The 13,940-nt window shown below is 68.5% G+C and carries 13 protein-coding genes and 3 tRNA genes; 7 read left to right on the plus strand and 9 right to left on the minus strand.

Going from position 1 to position 13,940, the window contains the following annotated elements; all coding sequences use genetic code 11:
* Window positions 1-159: 159 nt before the first annotated feature.
* From AC1DS4_RS04040 to AC1DS4_RS04050, 3 genes are all read right to left on the minus strand, one after another.
* Window positions 160-233 (minus strand) — tRNA-Arg (locus AC1DS4_RS04040).
* Window positions 234-246: 13 nt separating this feature from the next.
* Window positions 247-1,491 carry a M20 metallopeptidase family protein gene (locus AC1DS4_RS04045; RefSeq protein WP_477632627.1) on the minus strand — a complete coding sequence of 415 codons (1,245 nt, stop codon included), beginning with the start codon at window positions 1,489-1,491 and terminating at the stop codon, window positions 247-249.
* Window positions 1,492-1,501: 10 nt separating this feature from the next.
* Complete coding sequence (locus tag AC1DS4_RS04050) at window positions 1,502-2,701, minus strand: PrsW family intramembrane metalloprotease (RefSeq protein WP_477615292.1); 1,200 nt, start codon at window positions 2,699-2,701, stop codon at window positions 1,502-1,504.
* Between the two features lie 65 nt (window positions 2,702-2,766).
* Here AC1DS4_RS04050 and orn point away from each other — a divergent pair, with 65 nt between their 5' ends.
* The 5 genes from orn (at window position 2,767) to AC1DS4_RS04075 (ending at window position 5,220) form a co-directional block, all read left to right on the plus strand.
* On the plus strand, window positions 2,767-3,396 hold the full coding sequence (gene orn, locus AC1DS4_RS04055; protein WP_477615291.1) for an oligoribonuclease: 630 nt from the start codon (window positions 2,767-2,769) through the stop codon (window positions 3,394-3,396).
* 151 nt (window positions 3,397-3,547) lie between these two features.
* A tRNA-His gene (locus tag AC1DS4_RS04060) sits at window positions 3,548-3,623 on the plus strand.
* Window positions 3,624-3,704: 81 nt separating this feature from the next.
* Complete coding sequence (locus AC1DS4_RS04065) at window positions 3,705-4,355, plus strand: class I SAM-dependent methyltransferase (RefSeq protein WP_477615290.1); 651 nt, start codon at window positions 3,705-3,707, stop codon at window positions 4,353-4,355.
* A gap of 101 nt (window positions 4,356-4,456) precedes the next feature.
* The gene (locus tag AC1DS4_RS04070; protein WP_477615313.1) at window positions 4,457-5,086 is read left to right on the plus strand and encodes a copper resistance CopC family protein; all 630 of its coding nucleotides are present in this window, start codon (window positions 4,457-4,459) and stop codon (window positions 5,084-5,086) included.
* A gap of 58 nt (window positions 5,087-5,144) precedes the next feature.
* A tRNA-Lys gene (locus AC1DS4_RS04075) sits at window positions 5,145-5,220 on the plus strand.
* Between the two features lie 475 nt (window positions 5,221-5,695).
* Here the strand turns inward: AC1DS4_RS04075 and AC1DS4_RS04080 are convergent.
* The gene (locus AC1DS4_RS04080; protein ID WP_477615289.1) at window positions 5,696-6,949 is read right to left on the minus strand and encodes a PP2C family protein-serine/threonine phosphatase; all 1,254 of its coding nucleotides are present in this window, start codon (window positions 6,947-6,949) and stop codon (window positions 5,696-5,698) included.
* 216 nt (window positions 6,950-7,165) lie between these two features.
* On the opposite strand from AC1DS4_RS04080, the gene AC1DS4_RS04085 reads away from it, so the two are divergent.
* A complete protein-coding gene (locus AC1DS4_RS04085) occupies window positions 7,166-7,504 on the plus strand; it encodes an STAS domain-containing protein (RefSeq protein ID WP_477615288.1) in 339 nt (112 codons plus the stop codon).
* Between the two features lie 25 nt (window positions 7,505-7,529).
* Here the strand turns inward: AC1DS4_RS04085 and AC1DS4_RS04090 are convergent, their stop codons facing one another.
* From AC1DS4_RS04090 to AC1DS4_RS04110, 5 genes are all read right to left on the minus strand, one after another.
* Window positions 7,530-7,805 (minus strand): hypothetical protein, encoded by a 276-nt coding sequence (locus AC1DS4_RS04090; protein WP_477632626.1) that lies wholly within the window; start codon window positions 7,803-7,805, stop codon window positions 7,530-7,532.
* 145 nt (window positions 7,806-7,950) lie between these two features.
* Window positions 7,951-10,503: a phosphoenolpyruvate--protein phosphotransferase gene (gene ptsP, locus AC1DS4_RS04095; RefSeq protein ID WP_477632625.1), complete on the minus strand. Its 2,553-nt coding sequence runs from the start codon at window positions 10,501-10,503 to the stop codon at window positions 7,951-7,953.
* 57 nt (window positions 10,504-10,560) lie between these two features.
* Window positions 10,561-11,199 (minus strand): dihydroxyacetone kinase subunit DhaL, encoded by a 639-nt coding sequence (dhaL, locus tag AC1DS4_RS04100; protein WP_477632624.1) that lies wholly within the window; start codon window positions 11,197-11,199, stop codon window positions 10,561-10,563.
* A 2-nt stretch (window positions 11,200-11,201) separates the two neighbouring features.
* Entirely contained in the window at window positions 11,202-12,203 is a 1,002-nt protein-coding gene (dhaK, locus tag AC1DS4_RS04105) for a dihydroxyacetone kinase subunit DhaK (RefSeq protein WP_477615284.1), read from the minus strand.
* Between the two features lie 37 nt (window positions 12,204-12,240).
* A complete protein-coding gene (locus AC1DS4_RS04110; RefSeq protein WP_477615283.1) occupies window positions 12,241-13,032 on the minus strand; it encodes an MIP/aquaporin family protein in 792 nt (263 codons plus the stop codon).
* A 127-nt stretch (window positions 13,033-13,159) separates the two neighbouring features.
* Here AC1DS4_RS04110 and AC1DS4_RS04115 point away from each other — a divergent pair, with 127 nt between their 5' ends.
* Entirely contained in the window at window positions 13,160-13,927 is a 768-nt protein-coding gene (locus AC1DS4_RS04115; protein ID WP_477624411.1) for an IclR family transcriptional regulator, read from the plus strand.
* The last annotated feature ends 13 nt before the right edge of the window (window positions 13,928-13,940 follow it).

Below are 13,940 nucleotides of genomic sequence, written 5' to 3' on the forward strand. Positions count from 1 at the left end.
CAGAACCGCCTTGTACCGCTGCTCAGCCACGCTCATCTCCCTCATCAAGGGAGTGTCAAGGATCAGCCGAAGTAGGTGTCAACCATCAACCGAAACACTGTCAGGCATCAACCGAAGCCCAAACGTCAAGCATCAGGCGAAGTCGTACATGGCCGTGAGCGCCCCCGGCAGGACTCGAACCTGCGACCTAGAGATTAGAAGGCTCTTGCTCTATCCAGCTGAGCTACGGGGGCAATGGCGCAGAGTCTAGGACGAGCGCCACTCGTCACTCAGTTGCGCCAGGCGCCGCAGGGCGAGCTCGGCCAACAAGGCCGCGCCGTCGGGGACCACGGAGTCGTCGAAGTCTGCTCGCGGGGAGTGGTTGTCCGGTGCCGAGTCGAAGTCCGCGACAGGGCAGGCGCTCAGGTTGACGTAGGCGCTCGGCACCAGCTGTCCCACGAAGGAGAAGTCCTCCGCGCCCATCTCCGGGTTGCGCTGGTGGGCGTAGCGTTCCGCGCCGAAGAGATCCACGATCGTGTCCTTGGCGAACGCGTACTCGGCCTCGTCGTTGACCGTCACGGGGTAGCCCGGCAGGTGCTCGACCTCCGCCGTCAGACCGTGGGCCTCGGCGAGCCGGGTGGCGAGCAGCTCGATCTTGCGGCTCACCTCGGCCCTGGCCTTCTCCGAGAGGCTGCGCACGGTCGCCTCGAACACGGCGTCGTCGGGGATGATGTTGTCCTTGGTGCCGCCGACGAACTTGCCGACCGTGATGACGACCGGGTCGAAGACGTCGAACTGGCGCGTGACCAGGGTCTGGAGGGCGACGACGATCTCGCACGCCACCGGGATCGGGTCCTTGGCACGGAACGGCTGCGACCCGTGACCACCCTCGCCGACGACGCGCACCCTGACCTCGTCGGCCGCCGCCATGAGCGGCCCCGGGCGCCCGAACCACGTCCCCAGAGGGTGCTCGGAGGAATACACGTGCAGGGCGTATGCCGCGTCGACGCGCCTCCCAGCCGCCTCGAGCAGACCCTCGTCGATCATCGGCTTCGCGCCGCCAGGGCCCTCCTCGCCCGGCTGGAACATGAACACGACGTCGCCGGCGAGCTGGTCGCGCAACTCGTGCAGGATGCGCACGGCGCCCACGAGGCCCGCCACGTGGAGGTCGTGACCGCACGCGTGCATCAGGCCCTGGTGGCGTGACACGAACTCCAGCGGCAGGTCTTCGCTGACGGGCAGGGCATCCATGTCCCCGCGGAGCAGGACGACCGGCCGCCCGCCGCGCCCGGGTTCGTCATGGCGCCCCGCACCTCCGCGACCCCGCAGGACGGCGACGACCGACGAGAGCGAGTCCCCCACGGTGATCTCGAGGTCCAGTCCGGCCAGTGCGTCGAGCACGGCCTGCTGGGTGAGGGGCAACGACATCCCGACCTCGGGGATCTGGTGCAGCTCGCGCCGGAGCGTGATGAGGTCCGGGCCGATGGTCGCAGCGATCTCGAGGGTGCGCACCCGCTGCACGCTAGTACGCCCCGAGGAAGTCCCTGCGGCTGGCAGTGATGGTCTGCAAGAGGTCACGTTCGGTCTCCAGCGCGCGCTCGTCGGCAGCGCTGTGGTGCATCCGTGCCCGGAGCAGGGCCAGCTCGCTCGCGGAGTCCTGGAACCGGCGCATCGACCGCAGCATGGCCCGGCCCCCAGCGGTCCTCGCCCAGACCCGGGCGGACCGACGCCCGTTCATGGTCGAGAGCATGTGGACCTCGCTCGGCGACAGCCAGCCGGCGTCGGCGTACTCGCTCAGGTGGCGGCCGATCAGGCGCCCCTCTCGGCGACGTGCCCAGATCACCAGGGCGACGAACGCGACGAAGATCGGCACCTCCACGAGGAGGTAGACCGACAGCAGCCCCGCTCCCCCCGTGATGGCGGCGAGGTTCCACACGGCGTGGGACAGCGCAGCCAGCAGGTAGCCACCGACAGGAGCGAGGACCTTCAGCACGCGGTTGCGGGTCGTGGCGGCGATCCCGATGCCGATGCCGGTGAGCACCGTGAACATGGGGTGGGCGAACGGGGTGAAGAGGCAGCGCGCGATGAACGTGCCGGTGAGCGACGCGTCGCCACCGTGGTCGTAGGCCATCCCGAGGTATTGGATGTTCTCGGTGAACGCGAAGCCGGCTGCCACCACGCCGGCGTAGACCATGCCGTCGATGATCCCGTCGAACTCGCGACGCCGGAACCACCACACGAGGAGGACGAGCAACCCCTTGCAGGCTTCTTCCACCAGTGGCGCCGAGAACACGGCCGTGGCGAGCATCGCGTCGTCGTCACGACCGGTGGCGGCCTGGAAGGCGACATTGGCCCCCGTGTTGAAGACCCCCGCTGCCAGTGCCGCGACGAGCGCACCCCAGAGGAAGGCCGTCACGAGGTAGCGCCACGGTTCTGCCTCGAACCGGTCCAGCCAGAGGAAGGTGGGGATCACGATGCCGAGCGGGATGGCCGCGAGCACCACGGCCAGAAGGGTCGTCACCAGGCCCAGGGTCGCCCCGTAGTAGACGGACAGCACGATCGCGGCCAGCCCGAACCCCACCACCATCAGGCCCACCAGCAGCCAGCCGCGCAGCCTGCCGCGACCGGTCCCGCCGGTGGCCCCCTGCGAGGACGGCACGGCCCCCCGCCCACCCGCGGGCGACGCGTCCGCGGCATACCTCTGCTCTGGTCCCCAGCTCATGACGGGCAGGGTAGTCGAGGCGGCCGCGGCGCCGCCCTGTCACCACAGGGCAATATGGTGGTCCGGTGACTGCCACCCCCACCGACCGCTCCGTCAACGACCGCATCGTCTGGATCGACTGCGAGATGACCGGGCTCTCCCTGGAGGCCGACGCCCTCATCGAGGTCGCGGCGCTCGTGACCGACTTCGAGCTCAACCAGCTGGGCGACGGCGTCGACGTCGTCATCACGCCCCCGGCCGAGGCGCTGGTGCAGATGGACGACTTCGTCCGCACCATGCACACCACGTCTGGGCTGCTCGACGAGCTGGCAGGCGGCACGACCATGGAGGACGCGCAGGAGCAGGTCCTCGCCTACATCCGCGAGTGGGTGCCCGAGCCGCGCAAGGCTCCGCTGGGCGGCAACACCGTGGGCACCGACCGCAACTTCCTCGCCCGCGACATGGCCGAGCTCGAGGCCCACCTGCACTACCGCATCATCGACGTGTCCTCGATCAAGGAGCTGTCGCGCCGCTGGTACCCGCGCGCCTACTTCGGTTCGCCCAAGAAGTCCGGGGGGCACCGGGCGCTCGCCGACATCCGTGAGTCCATCGCCGAGCTGCGCTACTACCGCGAGGCTGTCTTCGTGGCACCCCCGGGCCCCGACAGCGACACGGCCAGGGGCATCGCGGCACGGCACGTGGTCAACCACAGCTGACCCACGAGCGACACCCTGGGTATGCCGCCGGGTCATGGACGGCGCGTCCCGCACCGACTCGCTGGTCTGCCGGGGTGGTCACGAGCACCGCTTCGGAACGGGTACTATTGGCGTCGCTTCCGCGGCCGGCATTGTCCGGTCGTGACGCATGGTGGGCGTAGCTCAGCTGGTAGAGCACCGCGTTGTGGTCGCGGGGGTCGCGGGTTCAAGCCCCGTCGCTCACCCCATACCGAAGGCCCCTGACCGGGATGGTCAGGGGCCTTCGTCGTGCTCTGGTGCTCGTGGTCCGGTGACGGGAGACTGGGCACATGCCGGGCTGCTGTGACCCCCAGGGGTACGACAAGATCTTCGGGCCCCGCTTCGCCCGGCGAGTGGCCCGTCGCTACCGCAAGCGCGGGCTGGGCTCGACCGAGCGCGACATGGTCGACTTCCTGGCCGGGCGTGGGCTGACGGGGGCCTCGGTCCTCGAGATCGGAGGCGGTGTCGGCGAGATGCAGCTCGAGCTGCTGCGCCGCGGCGCCGCCCACACGACCAACCTCGAGCTGGTCGCGGCCTACGACGGTCCGGCGCGGTCGCTGGCGGAGGAAGCCGGCCTCGCCGACCGCATGGAGCGACGGCTGCACGACATCGTCGAGGCTCCGGAGGAGGTCGAGATGGCCGACGTGGTCGTGCTGCACCGAGTCGTCTGCTGCTATCCGGACTACGAACGACTGCTGGGCGCCGCCGCCGACCACACGCGGCACCTGCTCGTGTTCAGCCACCCTCCGCGCAACGTCGGCACACGCGCGTTCGTCTGGTCGCAGAACGCCGCGCTGCGACTGATCGGTCGTCCGTTCAAGACGTTCACCCACCCGCCCGAGGCCATGCTCGCGGTGCTGCGCGAACGCGGGCTCACGGCGGTCCATGCCCGCCACGGGGTTGTGTGGCACGTCGAGGGGCTCGTGCGAGAGGCCGGCTGACGCGCGAACTGGCTCAGGGAGTTGCTGGCGCCCTTCTCGCGGTCCGACTCAAGGGTGCTGGACCGGCTCCCCCCTCCGTCCGGCAGGATGGTCGGGTGTACATGGACTCCGAGGGCAAGCGCAGGACGATCCGGATCGGTGTCTGGGTGGCGATCCTCGGACTGCTGCTGGGCGTGCTCGGCTCGATCGTCATGGCGACCGGGGCCGACGCCCACGCGGCGCTGACGTCGGTCTCCCCCAAGGACGGCTCCTCGGTGGACAAGGCGCCGACGCGGGTCGTGCTGACCTTCGACGAGCCCATCAGCACCAGCTTTGCGACCGTGACGGTCACCGGACCACAGGGTGCGGTGTCCGCGGGCAGGGCGGTGGTCGACGGCGTCACGGTCACCCAGGTCTTGGAGGCCGATCTTCCCAACGGCCGATACACCGTCGCGTTCCGCGTCGTGAGCGAGGACGGACACCCGGTCTCTGACAAGACCACGTTCACGGTGGCAGCCGCCGCTGCTTCGGCGACCGCGACCGACGCCCCGTCGGCCACGCCGCTTCCTGCGCCCTCCACCACGGCCGTCGCAAGCCCGGCGCCAACCCTCGCCGACGATTCCGGGGAAGCCCGCAATGGCCGCGGTCTGCGGATCGGGTTGGCCGTCGGCGTCGCGGCTCTCGCCCTTGCTGGCGGGACCGCGCTGGTCGCCTCCGGCAGGCGGCGATCCGGCGACGATCCGGGCGAATGAGTCGTGACGTCAGCCGATTTCACCCCGCCCGCCTCGTCCTGCTAAGGTCTCTCCTCGCGCGCCATTAGCTCAATTGGCAGAGCAGCTGACTCTTAATCAGCGGGTTCGGGGTTCGAGTCCCTGATGGCGCACCATGTGATCTCTCAGGAGATACCGGACGGGCCGGACCCAGGATTTGGGCCCGGCCTTCTGGTTTTTGGTTTGGGGCCGGGTGGTCTGCCGAGGGGTTGGTAGTTCCTCGCTGGGCCGAGAGTGAGCTCGCGGAGCATTTCCCCGGTTCCGGCGTTGATGAGAGCTCACACCGGGTGGCGCTCCCATTGTTGCTTGAGGCGTGCAGTTGGTGCTGGTTGTTACTCGTCGTTCTGGGCGTTTCGCAACCTGACCTGCGCGTTTCCGGTACGCCTGAAGATCGCAAGGCCACCGGATGGCCGCTCACGGTGCGAGCCGCTCCGATCAGCCATTGTCTTCCGCAGGTACACGGGCCCCGGCTCGGCCGCTCAAATTCCCTCCGCTGTCGATACTCCAGCCGTGTCCGAGCCTCGGGAGCGGCAGGCGAAGGACTCGAACCCCTGTTATCCGCAAAGGCGGCAGGCTCGTGATCGTCTATTGCTACAGCTCAATGATCAGAACAGCGGTGTCATCGGGTGCGGACTGAGGTTCAAGGACGGCCGTGACGATGGTGTCGATCAGGGCTTCGGGGCCCAGGCCGGGGTGGGCGGCCAGGCAGGCAACGAGGCGAGCGAGGCCCTGCGTGATGTCTTCACTACGGCGCTCGATGAGGCCGTCGGTGTAGAGGACCAACTTGGATCCGGGGCTGAAGTGGACGGCTGCCTGCGGGCGGGGGTCGGCTTCGGCGGTAGCGGCTAGCGGTGGACCGAGGGCCTGATCCAGGGCCTCGATCCTGCCGTCGTTGTGTTGTAGCAGTGGGGGCAGGTGGCCCGCGCTGCTGTAGGTCGCGGTGTGCAGCTGCAGGTCGAGGACGACTTTGACGGCCGTGGTTGCCGTCGCCTGCTCGATTTGTCGAGCGAACCGGTCCAGAACCCTCAGGGCATTTGCGGGTCCCACGTCGGCAACGGTCACGGCACTCAGGGCGCTGCGTAGCTGACCCATCACGGCAGCCGCCTGGAGTCCTTGACCCACGACGTCGCCCACCGCGACCGCTAGCCGCCCGTCTGGCAGCGCGGCCACGTCATACCAGTCGCCGCCGACACTCAGGGAGCTGCTGGCGGGCAGATACCGCGCCGCAACGCGCTCACGAGCCTCTTCGGGGATGCTGGCCGGGAGCATCGCACGTTGCAGGGTCAGGCTTGTCGTGCGTTCGCGGTCTTCGGCCTCCCGCAGGAGTGCGTTCGCAGTCTGCAGTTCCCGCGCCAGTCCGAACAGATCGGAGTGCTGCTCGAGGTTCAGGCTCGACAGCCCTGCTGTCGCGCCGAAGTCGGCGGCAATGGACAGCACCACGGGGGTCACGTCTTGGAGCTTGTGCAAGAGCGCAACCACCCCATTCGCCGGACCCTTGATGGGCGTGGCCGTGCTGATCCAGTAGCGCGTGGCGGGGGGCGATTGTGGTGCGGTGTCGATTCGCACGTCGTAGCGCTGCATGGGTAGGACCTGCGGCCGACCGGTGGACAGGCAACGCTCCAGGGATTCGCGAATTTGATCCGCGGCGCCTGCGAGAGACTCAAGCGAACCTGCCGGCAGCACGTCTAGAAGGTCACGCCCCACAAGGGCGCGTCGCGTGCGGCCGACGACACCCGAATAGGCAGTGTTCACATCCAGGATCTTGAGGTCCGGGCTGAGTAGCGCACACGGGTTGGGAAGGGCGTCAAAGACCGCGCGGTAGTCAAGGGGCGCGTCCCGATTCATTGGATGATCGTGCACCCTCACAGACCTCCATGCCCGACATTTGCGCGAGTCGTCGCAAGACGATCGATGGTGACACCCTCGTGAATGAACCAGACAGCGTTTGGACCACCGGTGTCTCTCCGCTCCTAGGCTTGCACCGGGCGCCGCAGTAGCAGACGGGCACGTGGCGGCACAGTATTCTTGCCGCGGTCGTTCGAGAGTGGGGCAGACGTGAACATGACATTGTCGATCGACGTGAGTCGCGACATCCCGGTAGTGCGCGTCGCGGGTGAGCTCGACCACGAGACGGTGCCTGCACTGAGGGCGGCCATGCAGGAGACGATCGACGGGCACCGAGACCTGATCCTGGACCTGCATGCCGTTACATTCCTCGACTCCAGCGCCCTCGGCATGTGCGTCACGCACCACAAGACCCTCCGAAAGCGCGGAGGTTCGCTTCGGATCGCGAACGCGTCCTCGCGGGCACTGACGCTGCTCACCCTCAGTGGGCTGAATCAGGTGCTCCAGCTCTACCCGACCCTCGATGCGGCTCTTGCGGTCCATGACCAGGGATGACTCCCGGGGTTTCGTCGCCCGCTCCTCAGACGCCCCGGGCGGCACGACGAACCAAGGCAACGGCTGACCAGACCATCTGTTCGACGGCCGCTTCGCGCGTCAGGCCGGCGATGTCGGTGAACCAGACCAGCGACTCGACCCCGCTCACAGCCCGGACCGCGATGGCCAGACGACGTACGCCGTCAGCGCCGAGCTGAGCGGCCAAGGGTTCGAGCGCCTCAGCGAACCAGCCGATCGCCCGTCCTTGGCGCAGCGGGAGCTGTCCCGACTCCGTGTCGGTCTCCAACGACAGCCGCAGCATGGTCCGTTGCTGTGCAAGAGCTCCCAGCCCGAGCCAACAGAGTGCGGCCACACCCCCGATCACCCCTACATCAGGGCCAACACCTTGTCGCCGGTCAGGGCGACGGTTGCCACGATGACGGCGGCATTCACGGCGCAGGACGACGTCATCGTGTCTCGACACGACTTCCGGTCCGGGCTCCTGATTCCGGGTCGCCCTGCGTCTCCGCCATGCTGGCGAGGACGAGCTTGCGGACTTCGTTGGCGCCGGGCAACGTGAGCGCCTGCCCCGCCAGGGACGCGCACTGCTCTACGTTGAGCTGACGGATGGCCGCCTTGACCCTGGGCACCGCGGGAGGCGAGACGCTGAGCTCTCGCACGCCGAGCCCCACCAGGACCGGAATGGCGAGCTCGTCGGAAGCGGCCTCGCCACAGACAGCAACGTCGATTCGCCCATTCACTACTCGACAGACGTGGTCGATCAGGCGGAGCACACCCGGGTCGAGGGCGTCTGAGAGGGCTGCCACGGCGCCGTTCCCACGTTCGGCCGCCAGGGTGTACTGGGTCAGGTCGTTGGTGCCGATGCTGACGAAGTCGACGTAGGGCAGGAAGGCCTCGATCTTGAGCGCAGCGGAGGGGACCTCGATCATCGTGCCGATCTGAAGACCCGAAGGCAGGCCCAATGATCCGGCAGCCTCGATGAGGACCTGTCGCGCCTCGATCAGCTCGTCGGGCGTCGACACCATGGGCAGCATGATGCTGGTCGGTGAGTGACGCGCCGTGTGGCAGATGGCGGCCATCTGTTCGCGCAGCAGGTCCCGGTGCGTCAGGCTCAGCCGTATGCCGCGTTGGCCGAGGAACGGGTTGGCCTCGTGTGGCATGGGCAGGTAGGGCAGTGGCTTGTCACCGCCGACATCGAGGGTTCGCAGGGTGATGCGCCGACCGTCCATGGCCGCGGCGATGGAGTCGTACTGGCTCTGTTGCTCGTTGATGTCGGGAGCGGCGGTCCTGTCGAGGAAGAGGAACTCCGTGCGCACCAGTCCGGCGCCGTCCGCCCCCGCCGCGAGCGCGGCACGCGCGTCGCTCAATGACCCGAGATTGGCAGCGACGAGGATGCGCGTGCCGTCACGGGACACCGCAGGCTGGTCGGCCAGGGCGACCTGCCGAACGCGTTGCTGTGCGGCCTCTGCGGCCCGGCGCTGGTACTCCTCGATCAGCTCGGGTGCCGGGTCTAGGTGCAGGGCACCGGTACCGCCGTCAAGGAGGATCGTCCTGCCTTCGGCGATCCCCAGCACCTCGGGACCGGCCCCGACGACGACCGGGATGTCGCGGGCCCGCGCCAGGATTGCCGCGTGCGACGTCGGACTCCCCTGGGCGAGAACCACTCCGGTCACCAGAGCGAGGTCCAAGCCGGCGGTCTCGGCGGGCGTGAGGTCGCTGGCAACCAGCACACCCTCTCCCGTCATCCGGCGGGCTGGTTGGCCGGTCAGAGCCTGCAACACCTGTTCTCCGACCGCGTGGACGTCGGCGGCTCGCTCCCTGAGGTAGGGGTCGGGAAGCTCGGCCCACTGACGTTCGATGTCGGCGAGTGAGCCGGCCCAGGCGGCAACCGCGCCGGTGCCGGGGCGAATTCGTGCCTTGACGTCGCCGAGGAGTTCGGTGTCGGTGAGGAGGGACAGGTGCGCATCGAAGATGCTGGCCTTGTCGGGCCCGACTTCCCGTTCGGTGAGAACCCGGACGTGCTCGATCTCACGGCGCACGGTCGCCACCGATTCCAGGACCCGCCGCCATTCCGCGGCCGGCTCCCCTGCGGGGTGTCCATCGAGATCGACGGGCGCGGCGCTCAGGCGGCGGACCTGGCCGATCGCGATTCCCGGGGAGGCTGGCAGCGGTCCGCTGCGGCGGGGGGCGGGTCGGGGCAGAGCAGGTCGAGCTGGGACCTGCTCGGGGGGTTCGTCGAACCGTCGCCCGGCGAGGGCCAGGACGTGCTCGACGGCCTCTTGAGCCTGCGGCCCGGTGGCACGAACCTCGACGTCGTGACCCTGCAGAGCCGTCAGCGTCGCCACTCGACTCAGGCTGGCTGCAGGGACGGGCCCGGCGCCGGTGGTGAGGTTCCTCAGCTGGACCGACGCATCGAGAGCGCGCACCTCGCTCACGAGTCGGGCCGCCGGTCGAGCGTGCAGGCCGTGGGGATTGGCCACCGAAAATACTCCGACGACGGCCTGCGCCTCGTCGTCCGGCTCGGGCGCGACTCCGGGCTCCGGGGGCGACAGGTGCGCGGCCTTACCCATCACCGCGTTCCGCGCCTCAGTCGCGACCTCTGCCCTGCTTGCGCCACCCGCCGCGGCGACGGCGGCCACGATGAGCCCTTCGACGAGAGGGGCCGGCGACAGCGTCACACGATCGCGGATGCTGGAGTCCCGTAGCAGGTCGAGCGCCAGCTCGGCACTGAGTACCGCGCTGCCGAGGTCCATGAGGACCACGACGCCGCCTGGGCCGTCCGCCCGTTCGATGGCCTGCATGATGCTGACGGCGTCGGTACCGAAGGTCGTGACGTCAAGACCGGCTGCCACTTCGATCTTCACTGGGCGGCCATGGAGCATCTCCCCCGCCAGCGCCACGGCCGCCAGGGCGAGCGCGCGGCTGTGGGAGACCACGACCAGACCGACCCGGCACTCGCTGTCTGTTGCGGGCGGCTTGGCGGATTTGCCCTCGGTCATTGTCACTGCCCTCCGCTGCTCGTCGTGCTGAACGTGAGTGTTCGATGGGTGGCTGTCTCAGCAGGCGGCATCTGCTGCAGCTTCGAGCAGCAGCGCCACGCTCGCCGCCCCTGGATCCTGATGGCCCACGCTCCGCTCACCGAGGTAGCTGGCCCGCCCTTTGCGCGCCAGCATGGGGGTCGTGGCGTCGCGACCCGCGGCGGCAGCATCCCGGGCCGCCTTGAGCCCGGTAGCCAGGGAGGCGTTGTCCGTGAGCGCTGCCTCGAGCGCATCGACGGCAGGCGCCAGAGCGTCATACATCGTCTTGTCGCCGGGGGCGGCCTTGCCTCGATCGACGATGCCCCCGAGCCCGGCTCGCAGCGCCGCTGCGACATCGTCTGCGGAGACCGTTTCGGCGGCGGCCCCCAGCGAGCCGCCCATCCGCATGAAGAGCGTCCCGAACAGGGGCCCGCTGGCTCCGCCTACCGTCGAGACCAGTGTCATGCCCACCTTGGTCAGAAGCGCGCCCGCCGTCGGCGGCCGGCTTTCATCGAGCGCAGCCACGGCGGCCTTCATGCCTCTGTCCATGTTCGACCCGTGGTCGGCATCGCCGATCGCTGCGTCGAGCTCGGTCAGGTGCTCGCGGTTGGCGGTGATGAGGTGTGCGAACCCGCGCACCCATTGCTCGAAGACCGCCGTGGTCACGGTGTCGCTCATGCTCAGATGCCCCATCTCAGTGCAGCAGTGTTGACAGGAGCGTCCCAGAGGGAGAGCAGCTCGTCATCGACCCTGAGGAGGGTGACCGAGACGCCGGCCATGTCGAGTGAGGTGATGTAGGAGCCGACGAGCGACCGGGCGATGGGCAGTCCCCGGCCGCCGAGGATCTTCTGGACCTCGTTGAAGATCACATAGAGCTCGATGAGCGGGGTGCCGCCGAGACCGTTGACGAACGCGATGACGGGGTTGCCCCGGGCGAACGGCAGGTCGGCGAGAATCGGCTCGACCAGGAGTGAGGCGATGTCGCTCGCGGGGGCGAGCGGCAGCCGGGCCCGGCCCGGTTCTCCGTGGATCCCGACACCGAGTTCCATCTCGTCGTCGCCCAGGTCGAAGGTCGGGCGCCCTGCCGCCGGCACGGTGCACGAGGTGAGGGCAAGGCCCATGCTTCGGCCGTTCTCGTTGACGGTCCTGGCGACCTGGGCGACCTCGTCGAGGTCGCGACCCTGCTCCGCTGCCGCCCCGGCGATCTTCTCGAGGAGCACGGTGACGCCGACTCCGCGTCGCCCCGCGGTCCAGGTGCTGTCCTGGACCGCCACGTCGTCGTCAGTGACCACCGAGACGATGCGGGCTCCGGTCTCCGCCGCCGCCATCTCTGCCGCCATCTCGAAGTTCATCACGTCGCCGGTGTAGTTCTTGACGACGTGCAGGATCCCTGCGCCTCCGTCCACCAGCTTGGTCGCGGCCAAGATCTGCCCAGGTACAGGCGAGGTGAAGATCTCTCCGGCACACGCCGCGTCGAGCATGCCCAGGCCGACGAATCCGCCATGGAGCGGTTCGTGTCCGGACCCTCCGCCGGAGATGATGCCCACCTTGCCTCTCTTCGGAGCGTCTCCGCGGTAGATGACCTTGCTCTCGTGGTCGACCCGCAGCTCAGGGTGGGCGGCTTCGATGCCACGCAGTGCCTCCACCACGACGTCGTTCGGGTCGTTGATCAACTTCTTCATCAGAGTCTCTTTTCGCAGTCAAACGGGTTCGGGACGGTCAGACGGTGCTGGTCTGACGGGAGATGGCGGCCTGCGCGTCGGGGTCGCCGAGATCCAGCCCGGGAGCCGCGACGGCACGGTCAGCCGGGGTGCGGGTGAGCAGGCCGTACAGCAGGGCGGCGACGACTCCGGCGAGGAGCTCGGCCGCGAGGTACACCGGGAGCTGGTGCCACTTCACCTCGCCGCCAGCGAGCTGCTGAACAAGCATGGGACCAACGGTACGAGCCGGGTTGATGGATGCGCCCGTTGCCGGAGCGACAGGGATGATGGCAGCGAAGACGACCAGGCCGATGGCCACGCCGGCGAACCCCGCGGCGGCCTTGCGGTGGATGACGCCGAAGATGGTGAACACGAGGATGAACGTGCCCACGAACTCGGCCGTAAAGGCTTGCAGCCAGCTGATGTCGCCGTACGAGGCAACACCCAGACCGACGTCGCTGGCCTTGTGTCCCAGGACACCGATGATCGCGGCAGCCCCGACGATCGCCCCGACGACCTGGGCTCCGATGTAGGCCGGCACCTGGGCCCACGGGAACTTGCCGGAGGCGGCCAGGCCCAGGGTGACTGCCGGGTTGATGTGGTTGCCACCGACATGCCCCAAGGCGTAGACGGTGGCAACTACCACGGTGCCGAACGCCAGGGAGATGACCCCCAGGTCGGCCATGGTGAACGGCGCCTTGCCGTTGACGATCAGGGTGGCGGGGACTGACCCCACGCCGATGAACACCAGGAAAGCGGTTCCGATGACCTCAGCGCCCAAACGCTGGAGGAGGGTGGTCTCGTCAAGCATCGCCCTTGCCCCTTTGCAAGTTGTCTGAATTTCATTCGATATTGTCGAACGTGATTTGGAGGCTACCCCTGTGATTCACTAGGAGGCAAGGGTTTTCGTGAACTACGTCACAGCGAAGAGGACATACGTGATCCAATCGGTCGATCGCGCCATCAAGGTTCTCAGCGCGCTTCAGGGCGCTCGACGGATGAGCCTGTCCGAGTTGGCCGCCCGCCTCGATCTGGCGCCCTCGACCACCCACGGGATCGTCCGCAGCCTGGTCGAGCACGGGATGGTGGTCCAGGAGCGCGGCTCCAGCCGTTACCAGCTGGGCCCGGCCGTTCTTCGGCTGGGCAACGTCTATCTCGACACGCTGGAGCTCCGGTCCAAGGCCATCCCCTGGGCCGAGGACCTCGCCCGGCGCACCGGTCTTGCCGTACGCACCGGCGTGCTGCTCGTCGACGACGTCGTGATCATCCACCACGAGCCGCGCCCGGACGGCAGTCGCCAGATGCCGGAGGTGGGCATCGTCATCCCGGCGCATGCGAGCGCCCTCGGCAAGGCTCTGCTCGCCTTCCTCCCAGAGGATGAGAAGCGAGTGCTGACCTCAGGAGAGCTGCGCAGCATGACCGGCGAGACGACCACCTCCGCCGACCAGCTTCGCGAGCAGCTGGAGGTGATCCGGTCGACCGGCATCGCCCTCGAGCAGGACGAGGCTGTGCTCGGCGAGAGCTCGCTGGCGAGCCCGGTCTTCGATTCGTACGGAGAGGCCGTGGGGGCCGTAGGGGTCGTGATCCCCTCAGACGGCGACGTTTCCCGCCACGACTCGCGCGACCTGGTTCGCGACACGGCCCGATCCGTGTCGCGGGAGCTGGGCGCCCAGGCGTGGCCCCCTCGCCCCCAGGGACGTAACTAAGCGACCGACAAGC

The sequence above is a fragment of the Pedococcus sp. P3_C7 genome, from assembly GCF_056402615.1.